The sequence below is a fragment of the Flavobacterium sp. H122 genome (assembly GCF_004959765.1).
Taxonomy (GTDB): domain Bacteria; phylum Bacteroidota; class Bacteroidia; order Flavobacteriales; family Flavobacteriaceae; genus Flavobacterium.
Map to the genome: position 1 here is coordinate 170,207 of NZ_SJZD01000005.1, position 25,057 is coordinate 195,263.

The window sequence follows — 25,057 nt, forward strand, 5'->3', positions numbered from 1 at the left end:
ATATGGCAACAAAAGAATTGAACGTTGAAGAAAAGTTAAGAGCGTTGTATGATTTACAATTAATAGATTCAAGAATCGACGAAATTAGAAACGTAAGAGGTGAATTACCTCTTGAAGTAGAAGATTTAGAAGATGAAGTTGCTGGTTTAACTACACGTTTAGAAAAGCTTAAAGCTGATTTAGAAACTATCGAAGACCAAATTAAAGGTAAAAAAGTTTCTATTGAAGAGCATAAAGAAGCTATCAAAAAATACACTACGCAACAAAAAGAAGTTCGCAACAACCGCGAATTCAACTCTTTAACAAAAGAAGTTGAATTCCAGGAACTTGAAATTCAATTAGCTGAAAAACACATTCGTGAAATGAAAGCTTCTATCGAACATAAAAAAGAAGCTGTTGCGCAAACTAAAGAAAAATTAGACGCAAAATCAACTCACTTAAAGCATAAAAAATCAGAATTAGACGAAATCATGTCTGAAACTGAAAAAGAAGAAACATTCTTAGTAGGAAAATCTGAAGAATACCAATCACAAATTGAAGACCGTTTATTAAAAGCTTACAAACGTATCCGTGGTAGTGTACGTAATGGTTTGGCTGTGGTTTCTATTGAGCGTGGTGCTTCTGCAGGTTCATTCTTTACAATTCCGCCACAAACTCAAATGGAAATTGCTTCCCGCAAGAAAATCATCACTGATGAGCATAGTGGAAGAATCTTAGTTGACAACGCACTTGCCAACGAAGAAAAAGAAAAAATGGAGCAATTATTTGCAAAATTATAAGTAACTTAAACCCTGAGAAATCAGGGTTTTTTTATGAATAAAATTATCTACTTTTTATTTACAAAATCGCTTGGGTTATACCTTAACCTGCTGAGTTTCCTGTACCCTAAAAAAGCCAGTCAGCTAACCTTTATGTACTTCAGCAATCCCCGGGAAGGAAAACTGCAAAAAGGAAAATTGCCTTTGGTACTGCAGGAAGCAAAGGCAGAAACTTTTCAATTCAACGAACATTCTTTCCAAACCTATATCTGGGAAGGCAACGATACTAAAATCTTATTGGTTCACGGCTGGGAAAGCAACGCAGCGCGATGGGAAAATTTAATTCCCTATTTAAAAAAATCAGGAAGTACAATTATTGCCATTGATGCTCCGGCTCACGGTTTATCCAGCGGAAAAGAATTCAGCATACCTCAATATGCCGAATTCATTCATAAAACAGCTGAAATACATCAGCCGCAATACATCATAGGGCATTCAATTGGCGGAAAAACGTGTCTATATTACCATTACACCTATCCCAATGATTCTATCAAAAAAATGGTTATTCTGGGTGCTCCCTGCGACTTCAAGATTATTTTAAGTAACTATGTCAATATTTTAAATCTGAATTCCAAATTGGCTAAAGATTTAGAAAACCAATACATCAATAACTTCAAACAAAAGTTAGAAGAATTTTCGGCACAACGGTTTGTTTCCAACAGCAAAATTGAAGGCTTGATTGCACATGACAGCGAAGACACTGTAGTTTCTGTAAATGAAGGAAAAAAAATTGCCCAGGCCTGGCAGAATTCCCATTTTATAGAAACCAAAGGCTTAGGACATTCCTTACATGATGATAAACTGTATCAGGAAGTCTATGCGTTTTTGTTTAATGGATAGCTTCGGGAGCCTCAGCTACCATTCGAGAGCCTCAGCTACCATTCGGGAACTTCTGCTACCATTCGGAAACCTCAGTTATAATTAAGAAACCTTTGTATGCATTTTAAGTTTCTAAACCGAAAAATAAAAATACTTCTACTGCCATTAAAAACTAAAAACGGAATAGTATCTTTGCAGCATGGAAGAAAATAAAACACGAATCAATAAATTTTTATCTGAAACCGGTTATTGTTCGCGTCGTGAAGCCGACAAACTTTTAGAACAAGGCCGAATCACCATTAACGGTAAAGTTCCTGAATTGGGAACCAAAGTTTCAGTAGAAGACGAAATTCGTGTTGACGGAAAACTAATCCGTGAAAAAACATCCAAACCTGTTTATCTTGCTTTCCACAAACCGGCGGGTATTGAATGTACCACAAACCTATCGGTTAAAAATAACATTGTTGATTATATCAATTATCCTAAGCGAATCTTCCCTATTGGAAGATTGGACAAAGCCAGTGAAGGATTAATTTTCATGACTGATGATGGTGACATTGTAAACAAGATACTCCGTGCCCGCAATAATCACGAAAAAGAATACATCGTTACTGTAGACAAACCCATTACAGAACGTTTTATACAACGCATGAGCAACGGAATTCCTATTTTGGATACCGTTACCAGAAAATGTAAAGTAGAACAGGTAAGCAAATTTGTTTTCAAAATCATACTAACGCAAGGATTAAACAGACAAATCCGCCGTATGTGTGAATATTTAGACTATGAAGTCACCCGCTTGAAACGCGTTAGAATCATCAATATCGAACTCGATGTTCCACTGGGGCGTTATCGTGATTTGACAGATGCCGAAATTAAAGAATTAAACCAGCTTATTGCTCCCTCGAGCAAAACCGAAGAAGCCAGTTTACCCAAAGCTACACCCAACCCAATTTCCAGAAAGAGAAAATAACGGCTTGTGATTTTCAATTTCTATGCATCATCTCGTAAAGTGGTTAACTATTTTATGATGTGATTTAAAAGCTGTTTGCGGTTTATAATCTTTTCTATATATTCGTAAAAAGGTACTTTACGATATAAAGCCTGGTTTTTGGTATTGAAAGGATTACTTTATGGCGTATATATAAAGTTAGTGGCAAGCTAACCGCAGAATACAGAGCTCAACATTAAAACATTGAAAAATATGAAATATTATATCACTTTAATTGCAGTTCTATTTTCAATCTTTTCTTATTCACAAAAAGAAAATGAAGAGTCTTCAACAAGAAAATTTATTGATAAAGCTCAATTCACTAGAATTAATAAAGATTGGACTACTATTGCAGAATTTAAATCCGGAATTGGAGAATATGTTAATTTTTATCCGATAGAAGTCATTGATCTTAAAACTGGTGAAAAAGTAAATGCTTTACAACTTGATATGTATATTAAAAATCCTGACATTTTAAAAACTGCTTGGGTCGGTATTGATGAAGTTGAAGAGTTTATAACATTTGTTGAAAATAATGTTATTCCAAACTTAGATCTAAAATTTAAAGATAAATCTGCTGAGTTTATTTTTAAAGCTAAAGAAATGACTTTCTCATATTTTGTTTATGAAAAAGTCAGAAAGATAACTATTAAACTCAATAGCTATGATAATGATAAAATTCTAAATTATACTTTTTGGACAGAAACACAAGTGGATAAAATACCTAGATTATTGACAGTGTTGAAAAAAATAAAATAAGATTAAAATAGCCAGCCACTAACAGCGTTTTGTGACATTGTCAGACTTGATTGGTACCACCTATTTTCTCCGCAAATCAGCTTTGTTTTGTACTTGCAAACTATTGTGATATATTTACGTAACGGTGACAAAGCCAAAAAACGTTAGCAATAAGCTTACATGAAATGACGAACGAACAGATAAAACATTCAATTGAAACAGATGAAATAAAACTTGGAATTTGGAAAAAATTCAGTCATTATGAAATAGTGGGTTTTCTATTTATAATCCCTATTACACTCATCTTTATAAATTTAAAAGACTACTTCCAAGGAAATCCAAAACCATTTCGAGAAGGTGAAATTTTATTTATTATAATCCCTTCTATACTCGGACTATTATTTTACTTACTTCAAAAAACAGACTAAAATTCAAAAGCATTAAAACAAGATTGACTCGAGAAGAACTTGACCCAATAATAGAAAAAGTAGCTAAAGAACTTGAATGGACATCTTATGTAGTAAACAAAAAAATGATAATCGCTAAAACACATCCAAATTTCTTTTCAGGAAGTTGGGGTGAACAAATAACAATATTGTTTGACAAAAATCAAGTTTTAGTGAATAGTATTTGTGATCCAGACAAACGAAGCTCCGTTGTGTCAATGGGACGAAACACAAAGAACATGAATAGATTAATCGAAGAAATAATAAAAGTCAGCCACTAACTGCGGTTTGTGCCATTGCCAGACTTGATTGTACCACCTAATTTTATCCGAAAATCGGCTTTGTTTTGTACTTGCAAACTATTGTGATATATTTACGCAACGGCGACAAATACGGCGAAAAGTTGCAAAAACCATTAAATAACGCAACTAAAAAAAGCCATGGGAATCGGGAGACGGAATTTTTTAAAACTAACTGGCTTAGCAGTTGCCGGTCTTGCTATCAATCCATTACAATCAGTAATCACAAATAACAATATCTACATAAATAAAAAATTAGGAATTCTTTTCTATAAACCAAATGATTGGGGATTCATAAATATTAAAGATTTTGGCAAACTTAAAAATGAACAAATTTTAGGCAATGGCTGGGAAGATTATAAAGAAGAAGTCTGGGAAGATTTAGGAGATCCAATCTGTATAATAACAAAGTATTATCAAGATCTTGAAGAAAACAAAGGTATTTTTTCACCAACAATAACCCTAAACATAACTCCTAAGGAGGAACTGGAATCGTATGGTTTCAATAGTTTTGAAGAATTGATGGAATTGTCGGAAAAAGGAGTAGCACAAATTCTTAGAGATTTTAAAGTTGTGAAACGTTATGAACCATTTTTAATTAGTGGTAACAAGTTTTATGAATGTGACTCTGAATACCTGTTTGAACATATTGAAATAAATGAGCCATTAAAAGTTGAGCTTAAAACTTTAAAAACAGAACACAATGGTTTTTATTACGATTTTAACTTTCATCAATCAAAAGCTCAAAATCAAATCGCATCTATAGAGTTTGAAAATTTCAAAAAAACTATTAAGTTGCTATAACTGCTCACAACATCAGAATAGAATTTTGTTTAAAAACTTTAGTTTTTTGTGAACAAAATACCTTTTTTTGATTTCATACATAGAAAAAAATATCTTTCTTCTCAACACAAGCAACTTTACGAATTTTCATACATTTGAATTATACAACTGAAACTTCGGTTTTATAAAAAAGATGCCTTGGATTAAATTGAATTAGCGGTTGACAAATTTTCACCGGCATAAATCAACAAACCGTATCAGTAATAATTTTACCATATAAATGAAAAAGTACCTATTGAAAACATTTTTCAGGATTATCGGATACAGTGTGCTGCTGACTTTCATTTTCACTCTTATTATACAGATTTTTATTGTGGAGCATGGAGAAAAAATGAGGAACTGTTATATGCCATTATTTACAGAAATAATATTTTCGGGATTTTCACTTTTTATTTCGTTGGCTTCCATCACCATATTTCTTACTTTTTTTAAAAAAATAATTCATAATGATATATTCTCTCTTTTATCATTCGTCTTATTACCTTTAATAGCTTCCTATATAATACTGCTTTTTTTAGCAGATGAAGAGGGAAACTACATTTTGCTGTTTATCTGTGCGCTACTATTCCCTGTCTGGGTTTTAATTATTTGGGAATATTATAAATTCAATAAAATAAAAAAGAATTTCGAGAAGTAAAAAACTACCGTTGCAAGTTGTTTTTGAATATCACAAGTAAAGGATTACCACTACAGGCAAAACATCAAAACATTTCACGGACAATCTGAATCAACAATGAAAAAACTGATTTTAATAATTATACTATTCATATTCAAACTGAGTTTTGGACAAACAGAATTTGCAGCTCCATTTGAATTATCAAAAAACAGAAAATTATCAGTCGATGCATTTACAGTTTTCGAAACTAATAAATATCTGGATTTCAAAGAAAAAGACTCATTGGTAGAAATAATAAATGATTCCGTTTACAAAAAAACTGATCTGAACAATTATTTCGGATACAAAAAAAATTGGATTGAAATAGAAAATGAAACCTTTGAAACATATAAACTTGGTGATGAAAAATACAACTATTCTTTTCATGACAACACAATGACCCAAACGTATACGAAATTTGGAAGTTATGGTGTGAGAAGAGAAATAAAAACAGTTTATAATTTGAAAGGATTTATCATCAATCGGGAGGAGAAAGTATTTGTTGGTGCTAATTATAATGAAACTAGAATAATCATAAACCAATTTGATGATAAAAACAGAGTTTTGAAAATAACTCAAAAAACAGAATATGAAAATAAAAAACAAAATACCGAATCTGTAATAGATGTTGTTTACAACAAAAACAGCATAAAAATATCAAGTGCTGATGGAACTATTGTCTGCCGGTTTATAAAAGACAAAAACTCAATCGGGTTTATCTCCAAATTAAGTCCCAGAGCAACAGCAGATGCTTTTATGTATGCAATCGGCCGGAATCGTCCTGACCAAGCCAAAGAATTCTGCACTGAGAAAATGGCGAAAAAGGTTCAGGAAATTTCAGATTTAAAAAAACAGATTGTGAGCGTGAGTTTTAAAGAAGGAACTGATAAATATTCACAATACAACGTAAAAATAAATGATATCTGGGAAATAAAATTTTCTACAAACGAAACAGAAAAATACAAAGTGAATCTAACGATAATCAAACAGCCCAATGGCTGGAAAATTGATGAGTGTAAAATTGAAAAATAACAACCAGCAACAAATAAGCAAAAACTAAATAATGACAAGACTATTTTTAGTTGCATTGGCTTCAATCACTTTACTGGCATCCTGTTCAGCCAACAAAAAACAATCCGGAGAATTTACAATTGAGAATACTGCCGACACGACTTTTTCAAAACAAAGTGTTTTAAAAATCAAAAGTTTAGACAATGCCGTTTTTGATGCTGCAACCTTTACCGGTAATGACAAAATAGAAATTAAGTACCGTTTATTTAAACCAAAAAAACAGAAAAACAATAAAAAATATCCTTTAGTAGTGCTTTTTCATGGTTCAGGAGCGGTTGGGACAGACAATAAATCGCAGCTTGGAATTTTGGCAAAACTTTTTGCAGTTCCTGACATTCAGGAGAAATACCCTGCTTATATACTGGCGCCTCAATTTCCCACCCGCTCTTCTGATTATCAAAAAGACACCAAAAGAAATTTACTTTCGTCAACATCAAGACCATGTCTTACTACAGTATTTCAACTTATCGATTCTCTTAAGTCGAATTTGAACATTGACCATAAAAGAATTTATGTCATTGGCTTTTCAATGGGAGGTTCAACCGTTATCAATTCGTTAGCTGCAAAACCGGAATTATTTGCCGCAGGAATCAGTATTTCGGGGATACCGCAGTTTGACAAAACTCAGGAATTGAAAAACACTCCTATTTGGCTGATTCACGGTATAGACGACACCGAAAATCCAATCAACAGTGATGAACAGTTTTACAGGGAGTCCGATAAAAATGTGCTGTTTTGGAAATTAAAAGCCACAGCACATGACAATATTTTTACGTCACAGATTCTAGAAGAAACATTGCCGAAATGGTTGTTCGCTCAAAGAAAGAAATAAAACCGATTTGTTTTAGTTTACAAATAGCATCGTTTCATTCATTGATTGTCAAATAAAAACGTAAAATTCGAATTACAACTAACCTTATTTTATATTAATCATTTGTTACAAAAGCCTTTTTCCCTCTTAAATTTTACTTTCGATTCAAATAAACAGAAACCGTAGTAAAAATAAATTACATAATCAAAGTAAATTTCCCACTATTTTTTAACAAGGTTTTATTGCTATATTTGTCTGTCAATGTCCTTTTCACATGCGAAAGCCAGTGGAAATTTCAAAGAAAACTATAAGATGACAGAACAGCAAAATTTCACTTTTATAAAATCCGACAAAAAACTGATCAAATTAAATTTTGATGATATCTTATTTGTAAAAGGATTGGGAAATTATGTAGAAATTTTTGTCAGAAATAACAAGAAATACATCTATTACAAGACTTTAAAAGAACTCATTGACAAACTGCCTGACGAATTTATGAGAGTCCATAATTCAAATATCGTGAATCTGAAAAATGTGGATTACATTGAAGACAATCATCTGATTATTGGCGAAAATAAAATTGTCATAGCAAAAAGCCACAAAGATTGTCTGCTAAAAAGTATAGACAAATTACTGCTCTGAATAAAGATTCCAACCGATTACATAAAAAACGGAACAAACAGAATAACTTATTTTATTTACTTCATTTTTGTGGGTTGCTTTGTAAAAAAAGATTATGATACATTTTTTATTTTACTTAGCAACCATGATATTTATGACAACGGGAAATTTAAACGCACAAAACAAATCATTTGAAAATGACGTAACAACTATTGACGCGCTGATAAAAGCCAGTTATGAAGTTGTTTCAGGCGAAAAAGGAGCAAAAAGGCAATGGGAAAGAGACAACAATCTGCACCACCCAAAAGCAGTATATTCATTTTTTGACAAAGAAAGTAAGGAACAGGTTACTATGACTTTACAGGAATTTCATAAGCTAACCGATGACATGGTCTTTGCAACTGCTTTTTACGAAAAAGAGGTTAACAGGGAAGTCAGGCTTTTTGGCAATATTGCACACGTTTGGAGTACTTACGAAACAAGATTGGAAAAAAACGGAAAAGTTGCAAGAAGAGGAATAAACAGTATTCAGCTCATTTTTGAAAGTAATCGTTGGTATATTATTTCCTGGACATTTTGCGGTGAAAGTGACAAAAATTTAATTCCAAGAACATTTGACAGAAGTTAAAAATCTGTTCAAGCAATAATTTTTACTCAATTGTAAAGTTGATTACAAACTATTTGTTGTGTTTTTTTTAGCAGAAAACAGACTAAAATCAAAACTTTGAATCATTATAGGTAACTTTAGCATATTACAATGCAATTTCTATGGCAACAGGAAAAATTTTAAGGCTGACAATTTCTCTAATGATTTTAGGCTTCGTGATTTATTACTTTTATCCGGAAGACAGACTTCCAACCAATATCCAAATTGACAGGCTTGTTGTTAATAAATCGAAAAGACAGATGCATGCCTACGCTAACGGGCAACTTGTCAAGACCTATAAAATTTCACTTGGCAAACAGCCGATTGGTGACAAGGAAATTGAAGGAGACAAAAAAACTCCGGAAGGCATTTACTTCATCAACGATAAAAACCCGAATAGCGGTTACCATAAAAACTTAGGTATTTCTTATCCTAATAAAGAGGATATTGAAAATGTAAAAAGCCTTGGATTGCCTGCCGGGGGTGATGTTAAAATACACGGACTTAGAAACGGAGTTGGATTTATAGGCAAATTTCATCGTTGGCACGACTGGACTTTAGGATGTATAGCAGTTACTGATGAAGAAATTGATGAACTTTATAATGCAGTAAAAATTGATACTCAAATCGAAATCCTGCCTTGACACAATCATCAGAAAAAAAATATATAACAGAGACACTGTTAACCATTCCAGATTTAAATCGGCAACAAGTATAAAACCATGAAATTTCCAACTTCACGTTTTAAAAAATTCAGCTGCATCAATTTATTAAAAACTTGAAAGATTTTGGCTACATTTACACGGTAAATATAGAAACCTAATACTTAAAACTGTCTCATTCAAATAAAATGAAAAACTTAATTAAATTCGCATTTTTAGGATTATTTATCACTTCATGTTCAACAACTGATGATAATGATCCAAATCATTTTGATGAACCTCTGACAACTAAAATGTTTCCATACATCATTTATCACTCTTTATCACCAAGTAGTGAAAATAATTCAAAATTAAATTTTGAATACGACACAAATAAAAGACTCACAAAACAAATTGGAGGAATAATATCGGTTTCAGAAGCAATAGGTTTTAGTCACGTTTTCACTACCCAATTTTACACTTTGTTAACTTATAATTCCAATAAGGTAACAGTTGAAGAGCTTTCTTCAGGTGAAATAAGTCCTCAAAAAAATACCCGATATTTTACCCTAAACACTAAAAATCAAATAATTACCAAAGAAATCCCAAACACTAAGAACTATTTATATAAAAAACTTACTTTTAAGTATTTAGACAATAAATTATCGGAAATTGAAACCACATTACCAAATATGCCCTACGACCCAACAGATCCATGGGATTATATACTGACATATTCAGAAAAATTTTATTACGATTCTAATGGAAATCTGACCAAGACTGAATATTTTGAAAAGCGCAATGGTGTAAATAAAGGAGTGAAAATTATACGGACATTCGAAGATTATGACAATTCAACCAATCCTTTCAAAAGACTGCAGTTATTGGATGACTTTTTCTACCGTTCACTTTCTAAAAATAATTTCAGAAAATATACAGAAGTACATTATAACAACGATGAAATAACTTCTGAATCAACCAAAACCTGGGGTTTCAATTATGATCTTGACGGAAAAATAATCATAAATTAAAAAAACAGATAATTATTATAAAAGCTGTTAAACAAAAAACAAACCTCTTTTAAATCACTTTAAAAGAGGTTTGTTTTTTTATTATCAAAATTTATGTTGTTTCTAAAAAATATTTTTTAGGATATTATAGGCAATAACATTAAACACTTCAAACTACCTCAGCACCACATCTTTTACAATTTCACTGCCAAGCTCTTCATTAATCATAGAAATGATTTTTGATTTACCGTAAGTAAGTTCTTCACGCAGTACGGCAGAAGTCAGTTCAACATACAACGTTGACCCTTTCAGAATAACATCCTTAGTGTAATTGTTCACGCCGTTACCCATCAGGTTTTTCCAGGCATCAGCCACAGAAATCTGGTTCAGGCCTTTTTCCAATTTATTGACCTGAATAATTTGTTTTAGGATATCCCCTATCGGGCTGTCGTTACTTAGTCGTTTCGCCATTTACATCAACTTTTGAGTAGTAATTTTCATTGCCGTTTTCGGCCTCTAAAACCAATTCTTTATCTGAAATCTTTACGACTTTATCCTTGTGTTTTCCAAAGGAAGAACTGAACTCCAAATATAATCCGTCTTTATTTTCAACAGTTTGTATCTGTTCCTGCAGATCATCTGTCAAAAATTTACCGTTAGGCTGCCAGCGTACTTTTTTGTGGAAACCGGTTTTATTTTTAAACTCAAAATAATCGTAGTTTTCATTTGCCTTATATTCTTTTTCCTCGCCTTCGGCAGTTTCAACTTTCGCAATCTGCCAGTAGCCATTCAAATGATTTAACTCCGAAACTTCTACTTTTTCCACACATGAGAAAAAGAATAAACCAAGTAAACTTATCAGTAATCTTTTCATGCTGTAAAAATAAAACATTCCGTTAAACCTTTACGAACAATTTTAGTCTAAATTTGAAATAACCAATCAACAATTATGAAACCTTTGTATTTATTCCTTTTAGCTACTTTGAACCTTGTAAGCTGTTCTTCTGAAGAAGCAACTCAAAATCAGACTATGTACTTTCCTCCCAACAATTCTTCAACCTGGGAAACCAAAAGTATATCCAGTCTTGGATGGAATCAGAATGCTTTACAGCCATTGAAAGATTATCTGACAGAAAAACATTCAAAATCATTCATGATACTTGTGAACGGAAGAATTGTAATGGAAGAATATTTCAACGGGCACACACAAACTACACCATGGTACTGGGCGAGTGCCGGTAAAACACTTACCTCTGCAGTTACAGGTATAGCACAACAAGAAGGTTTTTTAAATATTAATGATAAAGTTTCAAACTATTTAGGAACAGGTTGGACCAGTGAAACCTTAAGTCAGGAGAATTTAATTACCTGCAAAAACCTGCTGACCATGACATCGGGTTTGGATGATGAATATAATGCAGACTCAACTTTGCCTCAGGATCTGATTTACAAAGCAGATGCCGGTAACCGCTGGGCATATGATAACGTGTATGTACTTTTACAGGATGTAGTTGCAGAAGCGGCGAATCAGACTTGGTCGAATTATTTTTCAGCAAAACTAAAGACCCCTATTGGCATGAGTGGCTCGTGGGTGCAAACAGGTGATTTAAGCGTTTATTGGAGTGACACCAGAAGTATGGCACGTTTTGGACTATTGGCTTTAAATAAAGGCAAATGGAATGGAACACAAATCTTAAATGAAAACTTTTTCACAGAAGCAACAAACACTTCACAAAACATCAATTTAGCTTATGGCTATTTATGGTGGCTTAATGGAAAAGCAAGCTACCATTTACCTCAAAGCCAGCTGCAGTTAAACGGAAGCATTATTCCATCAGGACCAACAGATATGTTTATGGCTTTAGGGAAAAACGATCAGAAAATATATGTTATTCCAAGTAAAAAAATGGTTATTATTAGAATGGGCGATGCAGCCGATGGAAGCAACATGGCCCTTTCAGATTTTGACGAGGTTTTATGGGAAAAAATAAATGCGCTGATTAATTAGCGCATTTTTATTATTAAGATTTTATCCAATCAATTATTGCAGGATCATCAGGTTTGATATGTGGACCCAGAACCTGATCTAAATGTCCGTTTTCATTGATTAAGTATTTTTGAAAATTCCAGTGAACAGAATTATCTTTTAAACCGTTTTGAGATTTTTGTGTTAAAAATTTATATATAGGATGTATATTTTCCCCTTTAACCGAAATTTTGCCCATCATAGGAAAAGTCACTCCGTAATTTTTTTTACAAAAAGCCATAATCTGCTCATTTGTACCAGGTTCCTGTTCGCCAAAATCATTTGAAGGAAATCCTACCACAACAAATCCTTTCCCTTTGTATTTTTCATACATTGCCTCCAGTTGTTCGTACTGATCAGTAAAACCACATTCAGAAGCTGTATTCACCACCATCACTTTTTTACCTCTTAATTTAGCAAAATCAAAAGACTTTCCTTGTATATCAGCAGCTTGAAATTGATAAATAGCTTGTCCTTCCAGATTTTTTACAATCGTTATTTCCTGTTTTTCAATATTGGTACTTTTATTTGATTCATCATTTTTCAAAGTCTCCTCTTGGTTTTTACAGGAAAAAGCAAAGATTGTTAATATTACAAGTAAACTTCTTTTCATTTTTTAGTCATTTTTGTTTTGGTTACAGCGAAATTAAAAAAAACTTAATACTAACCCTACATTTTTTAATAAAACTTAATGTTTTGTTAAAATACAAAAAAAGCTCTAAAAAAGAGCTTTAAATAGTTAAGATTTTATCCAATTTATTATTTCTTCGTCTATTGGTAAAGTTTGTGGTTGTATTACTTTCACCAAATGACCTTTTTCGTCAATAAGATATTTTTGAAAATTCCACTTTACCTCATTATCCTCTAATCCGTTTTTTGACTTTTGGGTTAAGAACAAATACAAAGGATGTACATCTTCATCTTTAACCGAAATTTTTTCCATCATAGGAAATGTTACTCCGTAATTTCTTTGGCAAAAAGTTGCTATTTCATTATTGCTTCCTGGTTCCTGAGCACCAAAATTATTAGCTGGAAAACCTATAATTACAAAGTTATTATCCTTAAACGTTTCATACAATTCTTCTAATTGTTCATATTGAGGCGTAAGCCCGCATTCAGAAGCTGTATTGACAATCATGACTTTTTTGCCTTCCAAAGAAGCTAAATCAAAGTCGTTACCGCTTATATCTTTTACTTTAAACTGATAGATAGTATTCATTTTAACAGTGTTTATTTTTTTATTTTGTCCAAAAGTTACAACAGACAAAAGCATTACTAAAGTTACAACAATTTTATACATTTTGCTTTTTTAACTTTTGCACTTTGTACAATACAATACCTGAAAATACTAAAAACCCAATTAATATCCTAATATAGATTTGTACATTCTGTTTTTCACCACTGGCATATGAATGCAATCCGCTTAAATGGAAGTTCACTCCAAAATAAGTCATTAATACAGATGCAAATGCCAATACACTGAAGAAGTTATAAATAAATTTACCTCTTAATGCAGGTACCAATCGCATATGTATTACAAAAGCATACACCATAATACTGATTAAAGCCCAGGTTTCTTTAGGATCCCAGCCCCAGTAACGCCCCCAGCTTTCGTTTGCCCACTGCCCTCCTAGGAAGTTACCAATTGTAAGCATTACTAAACCAACAGTCAGCGCCATTTCATTGATATAAGTAATTTCTTTAATGTTTAAGTCCATTACTTTTTTATTCTCTTTATTGGTAAACAGCATTAGCAGCATTGCCACTAATCCTAAAATCGCACCTAAAGCAAGTGGGCCATAACTACCCACAATTATTGCTACGTGAATCATTAACCAATAGGAGTTTAAAACGGGTACTAAATTTCCAATTTGCGGGTCTAACCAACTCAGGTGTGCAGACCACAAAATCATTGCTGCCACAAAAGCCGTCGAGGCTAGTGTTAAACTTGACTTTCTACCAAATACCAATCCAAAGAACATTATTGACCAACCAACATAAATCATGGATTCATACGCATTACTCCAAGGTGCATGCCCTGATATATACCAACGGGCAATTAATCCTATAGTATGAAGACCGAACAACAATCCAATAATAACATGAAAAGTATTCACAGAAAATCTTACCCATTTTTTCTTATTGAAAATATTTATAATCACAAATATGAACATAAGAATACCTGCCAACATATACCATGAATATAGTTTTTTGAAAACATCATATTTATTATATAATATTTCAGTATCAATTTTATTATCCGATGGCCTTACAGATGCACCGTATTTTTTTTGATATTTTTCAATTCCCGTTACTAAACTGGTAGATAATTTATAATCCTTAGAAGCCGAAGCTTTATCCAATGAATTTAAGTAAAACGGCAGTACATTTTTAATTGTATCCAACGATGTCCCTGTAGGATGGCTGATTTCCAGGAAACTTATCCATTTATTATTTTTATCTCCGGGAACAGGAAAAATCTTTAGTATTTGTCCTGAAATTGCCGAGTACAAAAGATTTACTTTTTTGTCAGCATCAATAAAGTCCTTTTCAAACTGATTTGGAACAGTAGCTCTGTATGCTTTATCCAATTGCTGACTTAGCTTATAATTACCTCTTTTATCAAAAAAGTCAATTAATTTAGCATACTTAACTTTCTTCTCTATTCCTAATAATTTATGAATACTGTCATTATTCTTTTCCAAATAAACAATTGGAATTTCATACCAAACTTGCGGAAATTGTGTAATTGACAGGAATACCTGATCAGAATTCATGTCTTTATACATATCCTTCTTACTTACTTTTCGAAGTAATTCTGATGCAAATGTATTGATAGGCTTCATACGTCCGCCTTCATCCTGAATAACCAGACGGCCAAATTTAGCTGCTTCCTCCGCAGGAACTTTGTAACGTTTCAGGATAGAATCCACTTGCTGTTCTGTTGGGACTTTATGGTCATGCTTTTGAGCAAACCCTGAAAAACTCAAAAATAAAGCTGTCATTACTGCAATACCTGCTTTTTTAGCTCTCACTTTTTCAAGTTTTTTCTTTAAGCTATTGAAACGCGAATCACCAAAGAATAAAATCGCAATTAATCCTATATAAAGTAAAGTATAACCGATATAAGTTATCCAGGTTCCCCAAAAATCATGATTTACGGATAATTTGGTTCCTTTTTCATCAGGATCAAATCCAGACTGGAAGAAACGGTAACCCTGATGGTCTAAAATATGATTCATATAAATTCGTGCATCAAAAGGTTTTTCATCCTGAATGGTCACCTGGCTTTCAAATGAAGAATAGCTTTTTTCTGTTCCAGGATATTTAGTGGCGATAAATTTATTCAAACGTATTTTAAATGGCAATTCATACACTTTGCTGCCATAGAAAACAGTATACTCTAAACTTCCTAGTTTGAACGCCTGTGGCTCCCCTGGGCTTCCTTTTTGCCCCAAAAGTGTGATAGTATTTTCTTTACCTTCATTTGAAATTTTCAAGACAAGAGCATCGTTACTTTCTTTGTCTTTATAATTTCCATTCGACTTATATTCTTTGACACCTTTTACGGCAGCTTCAGGAAAAACAAATTGTGATCCGCCCACGTTATACAATGAACGGTACATCAAAGCAGCCTTTTGGTCTTTTACTACCTGCCCCTTTAACTGGTCGGCCATACGCATGAAATTACCATCAAAAGGTGTCTCAATTGTAGAACCTTTATCGCTTATAGTAATATTTACAGCTCCGGCAGTATATTTATTTAAGGCAAAAAGAATATTATGAATACTGGCAACTTCACCCTCTTTCAGATAATGTTCATGACGCTGCCCTCCTCCTGCTTCTACCATTTTAAGGAATAACACTCCTTTTTCATCGGGTTTTACAGTTTCTTTTGCTCCCATGATAAAATCAACCAATTCTACTTTAAATGGTATCTTCCCAAACTTATCTTCGTCCGTAAAACTATTATCAACAGCTCCTGACAATAAAAGTGGTTTTTCAAAAGTGCGTCTTTTAAACTCACCTTCATGCATACTGTCAACCAACAACGTTAAATACGTTCTGTCAGAAAAAAACTGATTTTCAGTTGCCCCTTCACGAATAGGCATAATCCCTTCATAACTGATATAACGCGTTATAAATGCCCCCGCTAAAATAAAAATGAAAGATAAGTGCAGTAATAAAGTTGCCCATTTTTCTTTTTTGTACAGTTGGTATCTTACAATGTTTCCAACAAAATTTATAACAAAAAACACCATAATAACCTCGAACCACCAGGCATTGTAAATTATAAGCCTTGCTGTATCGGTATTATATGCATCTTCGATAAAAGTTCCCGCTGCCATTGCTGCTGCAAAAACCAAGAACAAAACAGCCATTAAACGGGTTGAAAATAGGAAAGAGAATATTTTTTTATCCATGATTTGGAGATTCAATTTAAAGTCGCACAAAAATACTCAATTAGTTTCTTTAGATTATCAAAACCAATAATATTTTAAGAGTTTTTTATCAAAATAAAAAAGGCGGAATCCAAAACAGATTCCGCCTTCAAAGTCAATATTAAGAAACTTACGCTTTCTCAAATAATTTTTTCACATCTTCGACAGTCATCATCTCAGAAATACCAGTCATTCCTGTTACTTTGTTTGTCGTCATGAACTGAACAGTTGTTTTTGCAGTTGTTTTTGAATAATGCAGCCACACATAATCATTAGGCAATTCTAATTTAATATCATACATAGGTGACGCATTAAATCCATCTGCAATGATTTTGAAAAAGTTTTCATAATCATTGTCTACATTTTTGAATGAAAAGGTACGGATACCAGATTCTTCTGCATCTTCAATATTTTTATAGAAAAAGGTGTAGTTTGTACCTTCTTTTTGCACATAAATATTACTTTGCCCTACTCTTCCCAATCTTTCTAATGGAGTTGTAGGAAGAACTTTAATTTGGCTAAATCCTGCCACTGAGCAGAATAACATTACAGCTAAGCTTAATAATTTTCTCATAAGTATATGATTTAAGGTTAAATTATGGACGCTAATATAAAATCTTTCTTCATTAATTCACCAATCTTTTAAAAAAAATATCAACATTTTTTGTTAAAAGCTTTAAAAATCAGCGCAGTACAAGATTTCAGGCTATTTACATTTTTTCGTATTTTAGCAAAATGATTTCAATAGTTATTTTGGGCTCTGGAAATGTGGCTTCCCATTTGATTTCTGCTTTTCAGAAAAGCAATGAAATAGTAATAAAGCAGGTTTTTGCCAGAAATACATCGGTTACAATTCCTGATTTCCCAAAAGAAAAAGTTATCCATTCGATAGACCAGCTTACAGATGCTGATGTTTATATAATTTCAGTTACTGATGCTGCTATAAATGAACTGGCAAACCAAATTCCTTTTGAAAATAAATTTGTAGTCCATACTTCCGGGAGTATGCCTATGAACATACTCTCTGATAAAAACAGAAAAGGTGTTTTTTATCCTTTGCAGACGTTTACAAAAAACAAAGAAGTTGATTTTAAAGAAATCCCTATTTGTTTAGAGGCTGAAAATGACAAAGACTTTTTGTTATTGAATACTTTGGCTGGAAAAATCAGTTCAAAATGTTATCAAATAGATTCAGAACAACGTAAAGCAATTCATGTTGCGGCAGTTTTTGTCTGCAATTTTGTAAATCATTTATACCAATTAGGAAATGAAATATGCAAAGAGAACAATATTCCCTTTGAAATTCTGCATCCGCTGATTGAAGAAACCGCCAATAAAATAAAAACACTGTCTCCTCAGGAAGCACAAACCGGACCAGCAAGAAGAAATGATACTGTAACGATAAATTCGCATCTTAATTTTTTAAATGATGCCAATAAAAAAGAAATCTATAAAATATTAACCAAATCAATTATTGACAATGTCTAAGAGTTATAAAGAAATCATGAACGGCATCACTACTTTTGTTTTTGATGTAGATGGTGTTCTTACTGATGGTACCGTTCATGTTACCCCTACAGGTGAAATGCTTCGTGAAATGAATATCCGTGATGGGTTTGCTATGAAAGCGGCTATAGAAAGTGGCTATAATGTTTGTATTATTTCAGGCGGAAGCAATGAAGGTGTCCGTATACGATTACGCAATTTAGGCATCACAGACATTTATTTGGGTTCGCCTGATAAAGTGGAAACATTTAAAGAATATACAGACATATATAATATCAAACCGGAACAAGTATTATACATGGGTGACGATATTCCTGATTATCATGTAATGCAGTTAGTGGGTTTACCTACCTGCCCGCAGGATGCAAGTCCTGAAATTAAAGGAATTTCAAAATACATCTCTCATGTACATGGCGGCAAAGGAGCGGTACGTGATGTAATAGAACAGGTTATGAAAGTTCAGGAAAAATGGAACACTTATTTTAACGGGAAGTTTTTTTAATGAATTCTTCAACAAACAGTAATAACAGAAAATGAAATACCTAAATCTTATCCGTTATAAAAACCTGCTAATGATTGCTGTAATGCAACTGACTGTGCTTTACGGTTTTTTAGAAATGCAGGAAATACCTTTAGCATTGGCAAAATGGCAATACTACCTATTAATTATTGCAACGATATTCATTACTGCAGGCGGTTATATCATTAATGATATTTTTGACCAGGAAACCGATGCCATAAACAAACCTGAAAAAAGAGTCATCGGTACAAAAATTTCAGAAAATGCAGCCTACAATCTTTATGTTGGATTCACACTAACCGGTGTGGGGATAGGCTTTTACTTATCCAATGTAATCATGAGACCGGCGTTTGTAACAGTTTTTATACTCTGCGCTGCATTACTATATTTATACGCAACAAATTTAAAACAGATAGTATTGCTTAAAAACATAATTGTATCGTCACTATTGGCATTCAGCATCATTATTGTTGGATTATACATGATTTTTCCAGCTACAGATTATACAAACCGTGACCAAATGCGCACCGTATTTTCTGTATTGATTGATTTTTCTATCATGGCATTTATGATTAATTTTTTGCGGGAAATTGTAAAAGACGTAGAAGATGTGAAAGGTGACTACAATCAAGGCATTCAAACGCTGCCAATTATTTTAGGAATCAACAGAACATTGAAACTTGTATTTGGTTTAAGCTTTATTCCTATTGTTTTGATATTATTTTACATCTACATAAATTTATTCGAATTAACTTACGCCACTTTATACATTTTAGGATTTGTAATTGGTCCGTTACTGTATTTTGCTATAAAAATATGGACAGCCGACAGTCAAAAAGATTACAAACACTTAAGTAATGTACTAAAATTGGTAGTCTTTTTTGGAATACTGGCTATTGGCGTTATTGGAATAAACATGCACTATTATGCTTCGTAACAAATTTAAAGAACACAAAATTATATTAGCTTCAGGTTCGCCAAGACGCCAACAATTTTTCAGGGATTTTGATGTTGATTTTGAAATCAGAATCAAAGAAATAGAAGAAGTTTACCCTGAATCGCTGCAGTTTTTGGAAATTACAGATTATCTGGCGAAGCTGAAAGCTTCGGCATTTGACGGCGAATTGAAAGAGAACGAAATTCTTGTTACCAGCGACACTTTGGTATGGCATCAAAATAAAGCATTGGGTAAACCTATTGATTACAGCGATGCTTTCAATATGCTTAAAAGTTTATCGGATGCAACCCACGAAGTAATTACTTCGGTTTGTTTTAAAACTTCAAAAAAAGAAGAAATTATCAACGAAATTACAAAAGTTACTTTTAGTGATTTATCCGATGAAGCTATTCACTATTATTTAGAAAACCACAAGCCTTTTGACAAAGCCGGAAGCTACGGAATCCAAGACTGGATAGGACTTACCGGTATTTCCAAAATTGATGGTTCCTACACAAACGTAGTTGGTTTACCTACCGAAAAAGTTTATCGTTATCTATTAAAATTTTAAGTTTTTAACTCCATTATAATTCTTTTGGCACAGTAATTGGATACTAATTGAAAAATGATTTCGTTATAGTATTAACCCAATATCTTTTAAAAATATAGAATTATGAAAAAGTTACAATTTATTATCGGAACCTTTTTAGTCCTGTTTACACTGCAGTCAAATGCGCAGGTTTCAGTAAGTCTAAATATTGGCGGACGCCCGGATTGGTGCGATCATTATCATGAAGATAGAGTACAGTATGTATATTTACCTGAATTAGAATGTTACTACGATAATTTTGCACAAGTTTACATTTACTATGGTCCAAGAGGTTGGGTTCGTTCTTCATACTTACCTGATTACTGCCACGGATATGATATTCACAGAGCACCGAGAGTTGTAATTGATTACAGAGGGGCTTCTCCTTGGGTAAATTTTGGTTACCACAGTAAACATTACTGGAGAAACAATTACAGAAATTACCACAGAGAATATTACGGTCCTAATTACAACCGCAGAGGAAATCATGTAGCTGTTGTTGACAGACGTGATTATAGAAATTACAGAGACAATGACAACTATTACAGAAGAGGTAATGATAATGATCATAGAGAATACAGAAGAGGAAACGATGATGATCGCAGAGAGTATAGAAGAGACAATGACGACAATCAAGGACGTGGAAACGGAAGAGGAAACGGACATGGAAATGGTCACGGTCACGGAAGAAGATAATTTTTCATCTACTTAAATATGAAATTCAGAGAGCTAAGGCTCTCTGTTTTTTTTATATCATCTTTAAGAAATAACCAAACACAGGGCGATGTCTATTTTCAATCATTTGCTTTATCTTTGCAAATAAAAATACCTCTTGAGATACTTCATTGAATTCGCATACAAAGGGACAAATTATCATGGTTGGCAATACCAGCCTAACGCCATATCTGTTCAGGAAACCCTGAACAAAGTTTTTTCTACCCTACTCCAAGAAGAAATTGAAATTGTTGGTGCGGGAAGGACTGATAGCGGAGTTCATGCTTCGCAGATGTTTGGCCATTTTGATACAGAAAAACAAATCGATCGGGCTAAATTAAAACAAAGAGCCAATTCATTTTTACCTAAGGATATAGCCATATTCAGAATTCTTCCTGTACATGATGAAGCCCATGCCAGATTCGATGCCACTTCAAGAACCTACCATTATTATATTACAAGTCTAAAAGATGTTTTTACCACTGAAACTGTTTGGTACAATCATCAGCCATTAGACATTGAATCAATGAATGAGGCTTGTAAAGTTTTGTTTGATCATATTGATTTTGAATGTTTTTCAAAAACACATACTGATGTTCATACTTTTAACTGTAAAATAACAGAAGCCTACTGGCGTAAAGAAAATAATCAACTTATCTTTACCATCACTGCTGATCGTTTTTTGCGAAATATGGTTCGTGCCATAGTAGGAACCATGGTGGACATTGGAACTCATAAAATCACTAAACAGGATTTGGTTACTATTATAGAAAGCAAAGACCGGCGCAAAGCTGGATTTTCAGTACCAGCTCAAGGATTATTTTTAAGTAAAATTACCTATCCATACATAGATGAAAGCATTTGATACGCACCTTTTTAAACGCATTCTTCAATATACCAAGCCTTATAAATGGCGCTATTACAGTGTTATTGTATGGGCAGTTTTACTTTCAGTTTTTGCTGCTTTACGCCCTTATTTACTAAAAGACATCATCGATGATTATGTAATCCCAAAAAAAGTGAATGGATTTATAATCATGATTAGTTTCATGGCTGTAACGCTCGTTTTAGAGGTTTTAGCTCAATTTTATTTCGTGTATTGGGCAAATATATTGGGACAGGACATAGTCAGAGACATCCGCATTAAGCTCTTCAAACATATTACAAGTTTCAAGGTAAAATATTTTGACCATGAGCCAGTAGGCAAATTAATCACCCGTTCAGTTTCAGATATAGAAGCTATTGCCCGTATTTTCAGTCAGGGCTTGTTCATGATTTTAAGTGACTTACTTAAAATGCTGGCCATTTTAGTCTTTATGCTGGCCATGAACTGGAAACTGACACTTATTGTTATAGGTGCTATGCCCATATTGATTTATGCTACCCGCGTGTTTCAGATTAAAATGAAGTCGGCATTTGAAGAAGTGCGTACCCAGGTGGCTAACATGAATACTTTTGTACAGGAACGTGTTACCGGAATGAAAATCGTCCAGCTTTTTACCCGTGAAGAAACCGAATATCAAAAGTTTAAAGAAATAAACCATCTGCATCGTAAAGCCTGGGTGAAAAACGTTTGGTACAACTCTATTTTCTTCCCTATTGCTGATATTGTAACATATCTGACTTTGAGTTTAATCATTTGGTACGGTTCTATTCTGCTGTTAAATCACGATCCGTTTACAAATATTGGCCATTTGTTTGCCTATACTATGTACATTTCAATATTTTTTACGCCGCTACGCCAAATTGCTGATAAATTCAATGAGATGCAGATGGGGATGATTGCCGCAAACCGTGTTTTTGAAGTTCTTGATAAAAATACTGATGCAGAAGACAGCGGCTCTAAAACAGCTGCTAAGTTTGACGGAAAAATTGACTTCAAAAACGTAACTTTTGGTTATAAACCTGATGAGGATGTTCTTAAAAACATCAATTTGAATGTCAATTCAGGGGAAACCATAGCAATTGTGGGAGCAACCGGAGCCGGAAAATCAACAATCATCAATTTATTAAACCGTTTTTACGACATAAAATCGGGGACAATTTCTATAGATGATAAAAACATAAAAGATTTCACCTTAGACAGCTTACGCAGGCAAATTGCGGTGGTGCTGCAGGACGTATTTCTATTTGCAGACACCGTTCACAACAATATAACACTCAACAATCCTTCAATAACCCGTGAAGAAGTAATTGAAGCTGCAAAAGCAATTGGTGCCCATAATTTCATTATGAGCTTACCGGGAAATTATGATTATGATGTCAAAGAACGCGGCGCAATGCTGTCTTCAGGCCAACGTCAGTTAATTGCTTTTTTGCGTGCCTATGTGAGCAATCCGAGTATCCTGATATTGGATGAGGCAACTTCTTCAATAGATGCCTACTTGGAAGAGTTAATTCAAAAAGCAACTGATACTTTAACAAAAGGCAGAACTTCTATTGTAATCGCACACCGTCTGGCAACTGTTGTCAATGCAGATAAAATTATAGTTTTAGACAAAGGAACTGTAGTAGAAGAAGGCACCCATCAGCAGTTACTACAAAATGAAAACGGTTATTACCGCAAATTGTACGAAGCTCAGTTTGTAAATCATGCGGAAGAAATTTAAAAATCATTATAAACAACTAATACTAAACAATGGAAAAATTTTCAATCGAATTATCTGTAAGAGATTATGAATTAGATGTACAAGGCATCGTAAACAATTCGGTTTATCAAAATTATTTAGAACATGCGCGTCATGAGTTTTTACACCACCACGGAATTGATTTTGTTGATTTTGCACAAAACAACATAATGCTGGTAGTAAAAAGCATCGAAATGAATTTCAAGAATTCATTGGTTAGCCGTGATAAATTTAAAATTGAAGTTTCAGCTGAGAAAGAAGGAAATCTAAAAGTAGTTTTCAATCAGGATATTATCAGACTGGAAGACAATAAACCTATTTTGTCAGCAAAAGTAACCGGAGTTGCCATTAAAAACGGTAGACCTGTGGCACCGGATACTATTCCGCAGATAGAAAGCCTGATAATGAACTAAAATACACAAAGGAACCTTAAAGGTTCCTTTTCTTATAATTCAGAATACAGTTTTACACATTCCACAGCTTCTTTCACATCGTGAACCCGCAAAATTTTTGCTCCTTTTGTTAAAGCAATAGTATTCAAAAAAGTAGTTCCGTTTAAAGCTTCCTGCGGTGTAACCCCTAAAGTTTTACAAACCATAGATTTTCTTGAAACACCAACAAGAATTGGAAGTTCAGCAATTTGAAGCAATTCCATTTTTGAAAGCAGTTCGAAATTTTGTTCAAGTGTTTTGGCAAAACCAAAACCAGGATCCAAAATCAAATCATTAACTCCTAAACTTCTGGCTTTTTCTATTTTTTGGGAAAAATAAAACAAAACTTCTTTGGTTAAATCTTCATAATCCGTAAGCGTATTCATGGTATTGGGCGTACCTCGCATGTGCATCATTATATACGGAACCTTATGTTTAGCCACAACTTCAAACATTTGATCGTCCAGTCCTCCTGCCGCTACATCATTAATCATTGTAGCGCCAAGTTTCAGACACTCATCTGCCACTTTGCTGTGAAACGTATCAATAGAAATCAATGTTTCTGGAAATTTATTTAAAATCAGTTCCATAGCAGGTGCCAGTCGTTCCAATTCTTCTTCGGCGGTTAAAAAAGTTGAATCAGGGCGTGTTGATTGTCCACCTAAATCAATAAATGCGGCGCCATCAGCCAGCATTTTTTCTACCTGACTTAAAATCAAGGCATCAGAAGACAGTTTTCCACCATCATAAAAAGAATCCGAAGTAATATTTACAATCCCCATCACTTTAGGAACCGACAAGTCTATGAGTTGATCTTTGCAATTTATTGTTGCCATTAGCAATTTATTAACAGCTT

General features: G+C 33.3%; 28 protein-coding genes. 21 read left to right on the forward strand and 7 right to left on the reverse strand.

The window, feature by feature from the left end:
• The first annotated feature begins 2 nt into the window (after positions 1 to 2).
• The 12 genes from EZM65_RS09440 to EZM65_RS09495 all read left to right on the forward strand — a co-directional run bounded on the left by EZM65_RS09440 (position 3) and on the right by EZM65_RS09495 (position 10,430).
• Positions 3 to 779 (forward strand): zinc ribbon domain-containing protein, encoded by a 777-nt coding sequence (locus tag EZM65_RS09440; protein WP_136668310.1) that lies wholly within the window; start codon positions 3 to 5, stop codon positions 777 to 779.
• Positions 780 to 812: 33 nt separating this feature from the next.
• Positions 813 to 1,658, forward strand: a complete 846-nt coding sequence (locus EZM65_RS09445) for an alpha/beta fold hydrolase (RefSeq protein ID WP_136668311.1) — start codon at positions 813 to 815, stop codon at positions 1,656 to 1,658.
• 178 nt (positions 1,659 to 1,836) lie between these two features.
• Positions 1,837 to 2,610 carry a 23S rRNA pseudouridine(2604) synthase RluF gene (rluF, locus tag EZM65_RS09450; RefSeq protein ID WP_136668312.1) on the forward strand — a complete coding sequence of 258 codons (774 nt, stop codon included), beginning with the start codon at positions 1,837 to 1,839 and terminating at the stop codon, positions 2,608 to 2,610.
• 231 nt (positions 2,611 to 2,841) lie between these two features.
• Entirely contained in the window at positions 2,842 to 3,387 is a 546-nt protein-coding gene (locus EZM65_RS09455; protein ID WP_136668313.1) for a hypothetical protein, read from the forward strand.
• Between the two features lie 430 nt (positions 3,388 to 3,817).
• A complete protein-coding gene (locus EZM65_RS09460; RefSeq protein WP_136668314.1) occupies positions 3,818 to 4,093 on the forward strand; it encodes a hypothetical protein in 276 nt (91 codons plus the stop codon).
• A 159-nt stretch (positions 4,094 to 4,252) separates the two neighbouring features.
• Positions 4,253 to 4,915 carry a twin-arginine translocation signal domain-containing protein gene (locus EZM65_RS09465; RefSeq protein WP_136668315.1) on the forward strand — a complete coding sequence of 221 codons (663 nt, stop codon included), beginning with the start codon at positions 4,253 to 4,255 and terminating at the stop codon, positions 4,913 to 4,915.
• A gap of 772 nt (positions 4,916 to 5,687) precedes the next feature.
• Complete coding sequence (locus EZM65_RS09470) at positions 5,688 to 6,641, forward strand: hypothetical protein (protein WP_136668316.1); 954 nt, start codon at positions 5,688 to 5,690, stop codon at positions 6,639 to 6,641.
• 31 nt (positions 6,642 to 6,672) lie between these two features.
• Entirely contained in the window at positions 6,673 to 7,512 is an 840-nt protein-coding gene (locus EZM65_RS09475) for an alpha/beta hydrolase-fold protein (RefSeq protein WP_136668317.1), read from the forward strand.
• A gap of 240 nt (positions 7,513 to 7,752) precedes the next feature.
• Positions 7,753 to 8,133 (forward strand): LytTR family DNA-binding domain-containing protein, encoded by a 381-nt coding sequence (locus EZM65_RS09480; RefSeq protein WP_248574851.1) that lies wholly within the window; start codon positions 7,753 to 7,755, stop codon positions 8,131 to 8,133.
• Positions 8,134 to 8,266: 133 nt separating this feature from the next.
• Complete coding sequence (locus EZM65_RS09485) at positions 8,267 to 8,740, forward strand: hypothetical protein (RefSeq protein WP_211196208.1); 474 nt, start codon at positions 8,267 to 8,269, stop codon at positions 8,738 to 8,740.
• 140 nt (positions 8,741 to 8,880) lie between these two features.
• Entirely contained in the window at positions 8,881 to 9,402 is a 522-nt protein-coding gene (locus EZM65_RS09490; RefSeq protein ID WP_136668318.1) for a murein L,D-transpeptidase family protein, read from the forward strand.
• Between the two features lie 206 nt (positions 9,403 to 9,608).
• Positions 9,609 to 10,430 carry a hypothetical protein gene (locus EZM65_RS09495; RefSeq protein ID WP_136668319.1) on the forward strand — a complete coding sequence of 274 codons (822 nt, stop codon included), beginning with the start codon at positions 9,609 to 9,611 and terminating at the stop codon, positions 10,428 to 10,430.
• A 153-nt stretch (positions 10,431 to 10,583) separates the two neighbouring features.
• Here EZM65_RS09495 and EZM65_RS09500 read toward each other — a convergent pair whose 3' ends face one another.
• Positions 10,584 to 10,880, reverse strand: coding sequence for a DUF721 domain-containing protein (locus EZM65_RS09500; RefSeq protein WP_136668320.1), 297 nt, complete (start codon positions 10,878 to 10,880; stop codon positions 10,584 to 10,586).
• Positions 10,861 to 11,283: a lipocalin family protein gene (locus EZM65_RS09505; RefSeq protein ID WP_136668321.1), complete on the reverse strand. Its 423-nt coding sequence runs from the start codon at positions 11,281 to 11,283 to the stop codon at positions 10,861 to 10,863. Before EZM65_RS09505 ends, EZM65_RS09500 begins: the two co-directional genes overlap by 20 nt.
• A 75-nt stretch (positions 11,284 to 11,358) precedes the next feature.
• On the opposite strand from EZM65_RS09505, the gene EZM65_RS09510 reads away from it, so the two are divergent.
• Positions 11,359 to 12,417, forward strand: a complete 1,059-nt coding sequence (locus EZM65_RS09510) for a serine hydrolase (RefSeq protein WP_136668322.1) — start codon at positions 11,359 to 11,361, stop codon at positions 12,415 to 12,417.
• 13 nt (positions 12,418 to 12,430) lie between these two features.
• Here EZM65_RS09510 and EZM65_RS09515 read toward each other — a convergent pair whose 3' ends face one another.
• From EZM65_RS09515 to EZM65_RS09530, 4 genes are all read right to left on the reverse strand, one after another.
• Complete coding sequence (locus EZM65_RS09515; protein WP_136668323.1) at positions 12,431 to 13,048, reverse strand: glutathione peroxidase; 618 nt, start codon at positions 13,046 to 13,048, stop codon at positions 12,431 to 12,433.
• A gap of 126 nt (positions 13,049 to 13,174) precedes the next feature.
• The gene (locus EZM65_RS09520) at positions 13,175 to 13,708 is read right to left on the reverse strand and encodes a glutathione peroxidase (RefSeq protein ID WP_248574853.1); all 534 of its coding nucleotides are present in this window, start codon (positions 13,706 to 13,708) and stop codon (positions 13,175 to 13,177) included.
• A gap of 19 nt (positions 13,709 to 13,727) precedes the next feature.
• Positions 13,728 to 16,859: a cytochrome c biogenesis protein CcsA gene (ccsA, locus tag EZM65_RS09525; RefSeq protein WP_169051687.1), complete on the reverse strand. Its 3,132-nt coding sequence runs from the start codon at positions 16,857 to 16,859 to the stop codon at positions 13,728 to 13,730.
• Positions 16,860 to 17,007: 148 nt separating this feature from the next.
• Positions 17,008 to 17,451: a hypothetical protein gene (locus EZM65_RS09530; RefSeq protein WP_136668325.1), complete on the reverse strand. Its 444-nt coding sequence runs from the start codon at positions 17,449 to 17,451 to the stop codon at positions 17,008 to 17,010.
• Positions 17,452 to 17,612: 161 nt separating this feature from the next.
• Between EZM65_RS09530 and EZM65_RS09535 the strand changes: the two genes are divergently transcribed.
• From EZM65_RS09535 to EZM65_RS09570, 8 genes are all read left to right on the forward strand, one after another.
• Complete coding sequence (locus tag EZM65_RS09535) at positions 17,613 to 18,365, forward strand: Rossmann-like and DUF2520 domain-containing protein (RefSeq protein ID WP_136668326.1); 753 nt, start codon at positions 17,613 to 17,615, stop codon at positions 18,363 to 18,365.
• Positions 18,358 to 18,885, forward strand: coding sequence for an HAD family hydrolase (locus tag EZM65_RS09540; protein ID WP_136668327.1), 528 nt, complete (start codon positions 18,358 to 18,360; stop codon positions 18,883 to 18,885). Before EZM65_RS09535 ends, EZM65_RS09540 begins: the two co-directional genes overlap by 8 nt.
• Before the next feature lie 31 nt (positions 18,886 to 18,916).
• The gene (locus EZM65_RS09545; RefSeq protein ID WP_136668328.1) at positions 18,917 to 19,840 is read left to right on the forward strand and encodes a geranylgeranylglycerol-phosphate geranylgeranyltransferase; all 924 of its coding nucleotides are present in this window, start codon (positions 18,917 to 18,919) and stop codon (positions 19,838 to 19,840) included.
• On the forward strand, positions 19,830 to 20,411 hold the full coding sequence (locus EZM65_RS09550) for a Maf-like protein (RefSeq protein ID WP_136668329.1): 582 nt from the start codon (positions 19,830 to 19,832) through the stop codon (positions 20,409 to 20,411). The genes EZM65_RS09545 and EZM65_RS09550 overlap by 11 nt, the downstream gene beginning before the upstream one ends.
• A gap of 102 nt (positions 20,412 to 20,513) precedes the next feature.
• Positions 20,514 to 21,125: a hypothetical protein gene (locus tag EZM65_RS09555; protein WP_136668330.1), complete on the forward strand. Its 612-nt coding sequence runs from the start codon at positions 20,514 to 20,516 to the stop codon at positions 21,123 to 21,125.
• A 136-nt stretch (positions 21,126 to 21,261) separates the two neighbouring features.
• Complete coding sequence (gene truA, locus EZM65_RS09560) at positions 21,262 to 22,008, forward strand: tRNA pseudouridine(38-40) synthase TruA (protein ID WP_136668331.1); 747 nt, start codon at positions 21,262 to 21,264, stop codon at positions 22,006 to 22,008.
• Positions 21,995 to 23,752 carry an ABC transporter ATP-binding protein gene (locus EZM65_RS09565; protein WP_136668332.1) on the forward strand — a complete coding sequence of 586 codons (1,758 nt, stop codon included), beginning with the start codon at positions 21,995 to 21,997 and terminating at the stop codon, positions 23,750 to 23,752. Before truA ends, EZM65_RS09565 begins: the two co-directional genes overlap by 14 nt.
• 29 nt (positions 23,753 to 23,781) lie before the next feature.
• A complete protein-coding gene (locus EZM65_RS09570) occupies positions 23,782 to 24,183 on the forward strand; it encodes a thioesterase family protein (RefSeq protein ID WP_136668333.1) in 402 nt (133 codons plus the stop codon).
• Between the two features lie 32 nt (positions 24,184 to 24,215).
• On the opposite strand, the gene folP is transcribed toward EZM65_RS09570, so the two are convergent.
• Positions 24,216 to 25,037, reverse strand: a complete 822-nt coding sequence (gene folP / locus EZM65_RS09575; protein ID WP_136668334.1) for a dihydropteroate synthase — start codon at positions 25,035 to 25,037, stop codon at positions 24,216 to 24,218.
• Positions 25,038 to 25,057 lie beyond the last annotated feature (20 nt).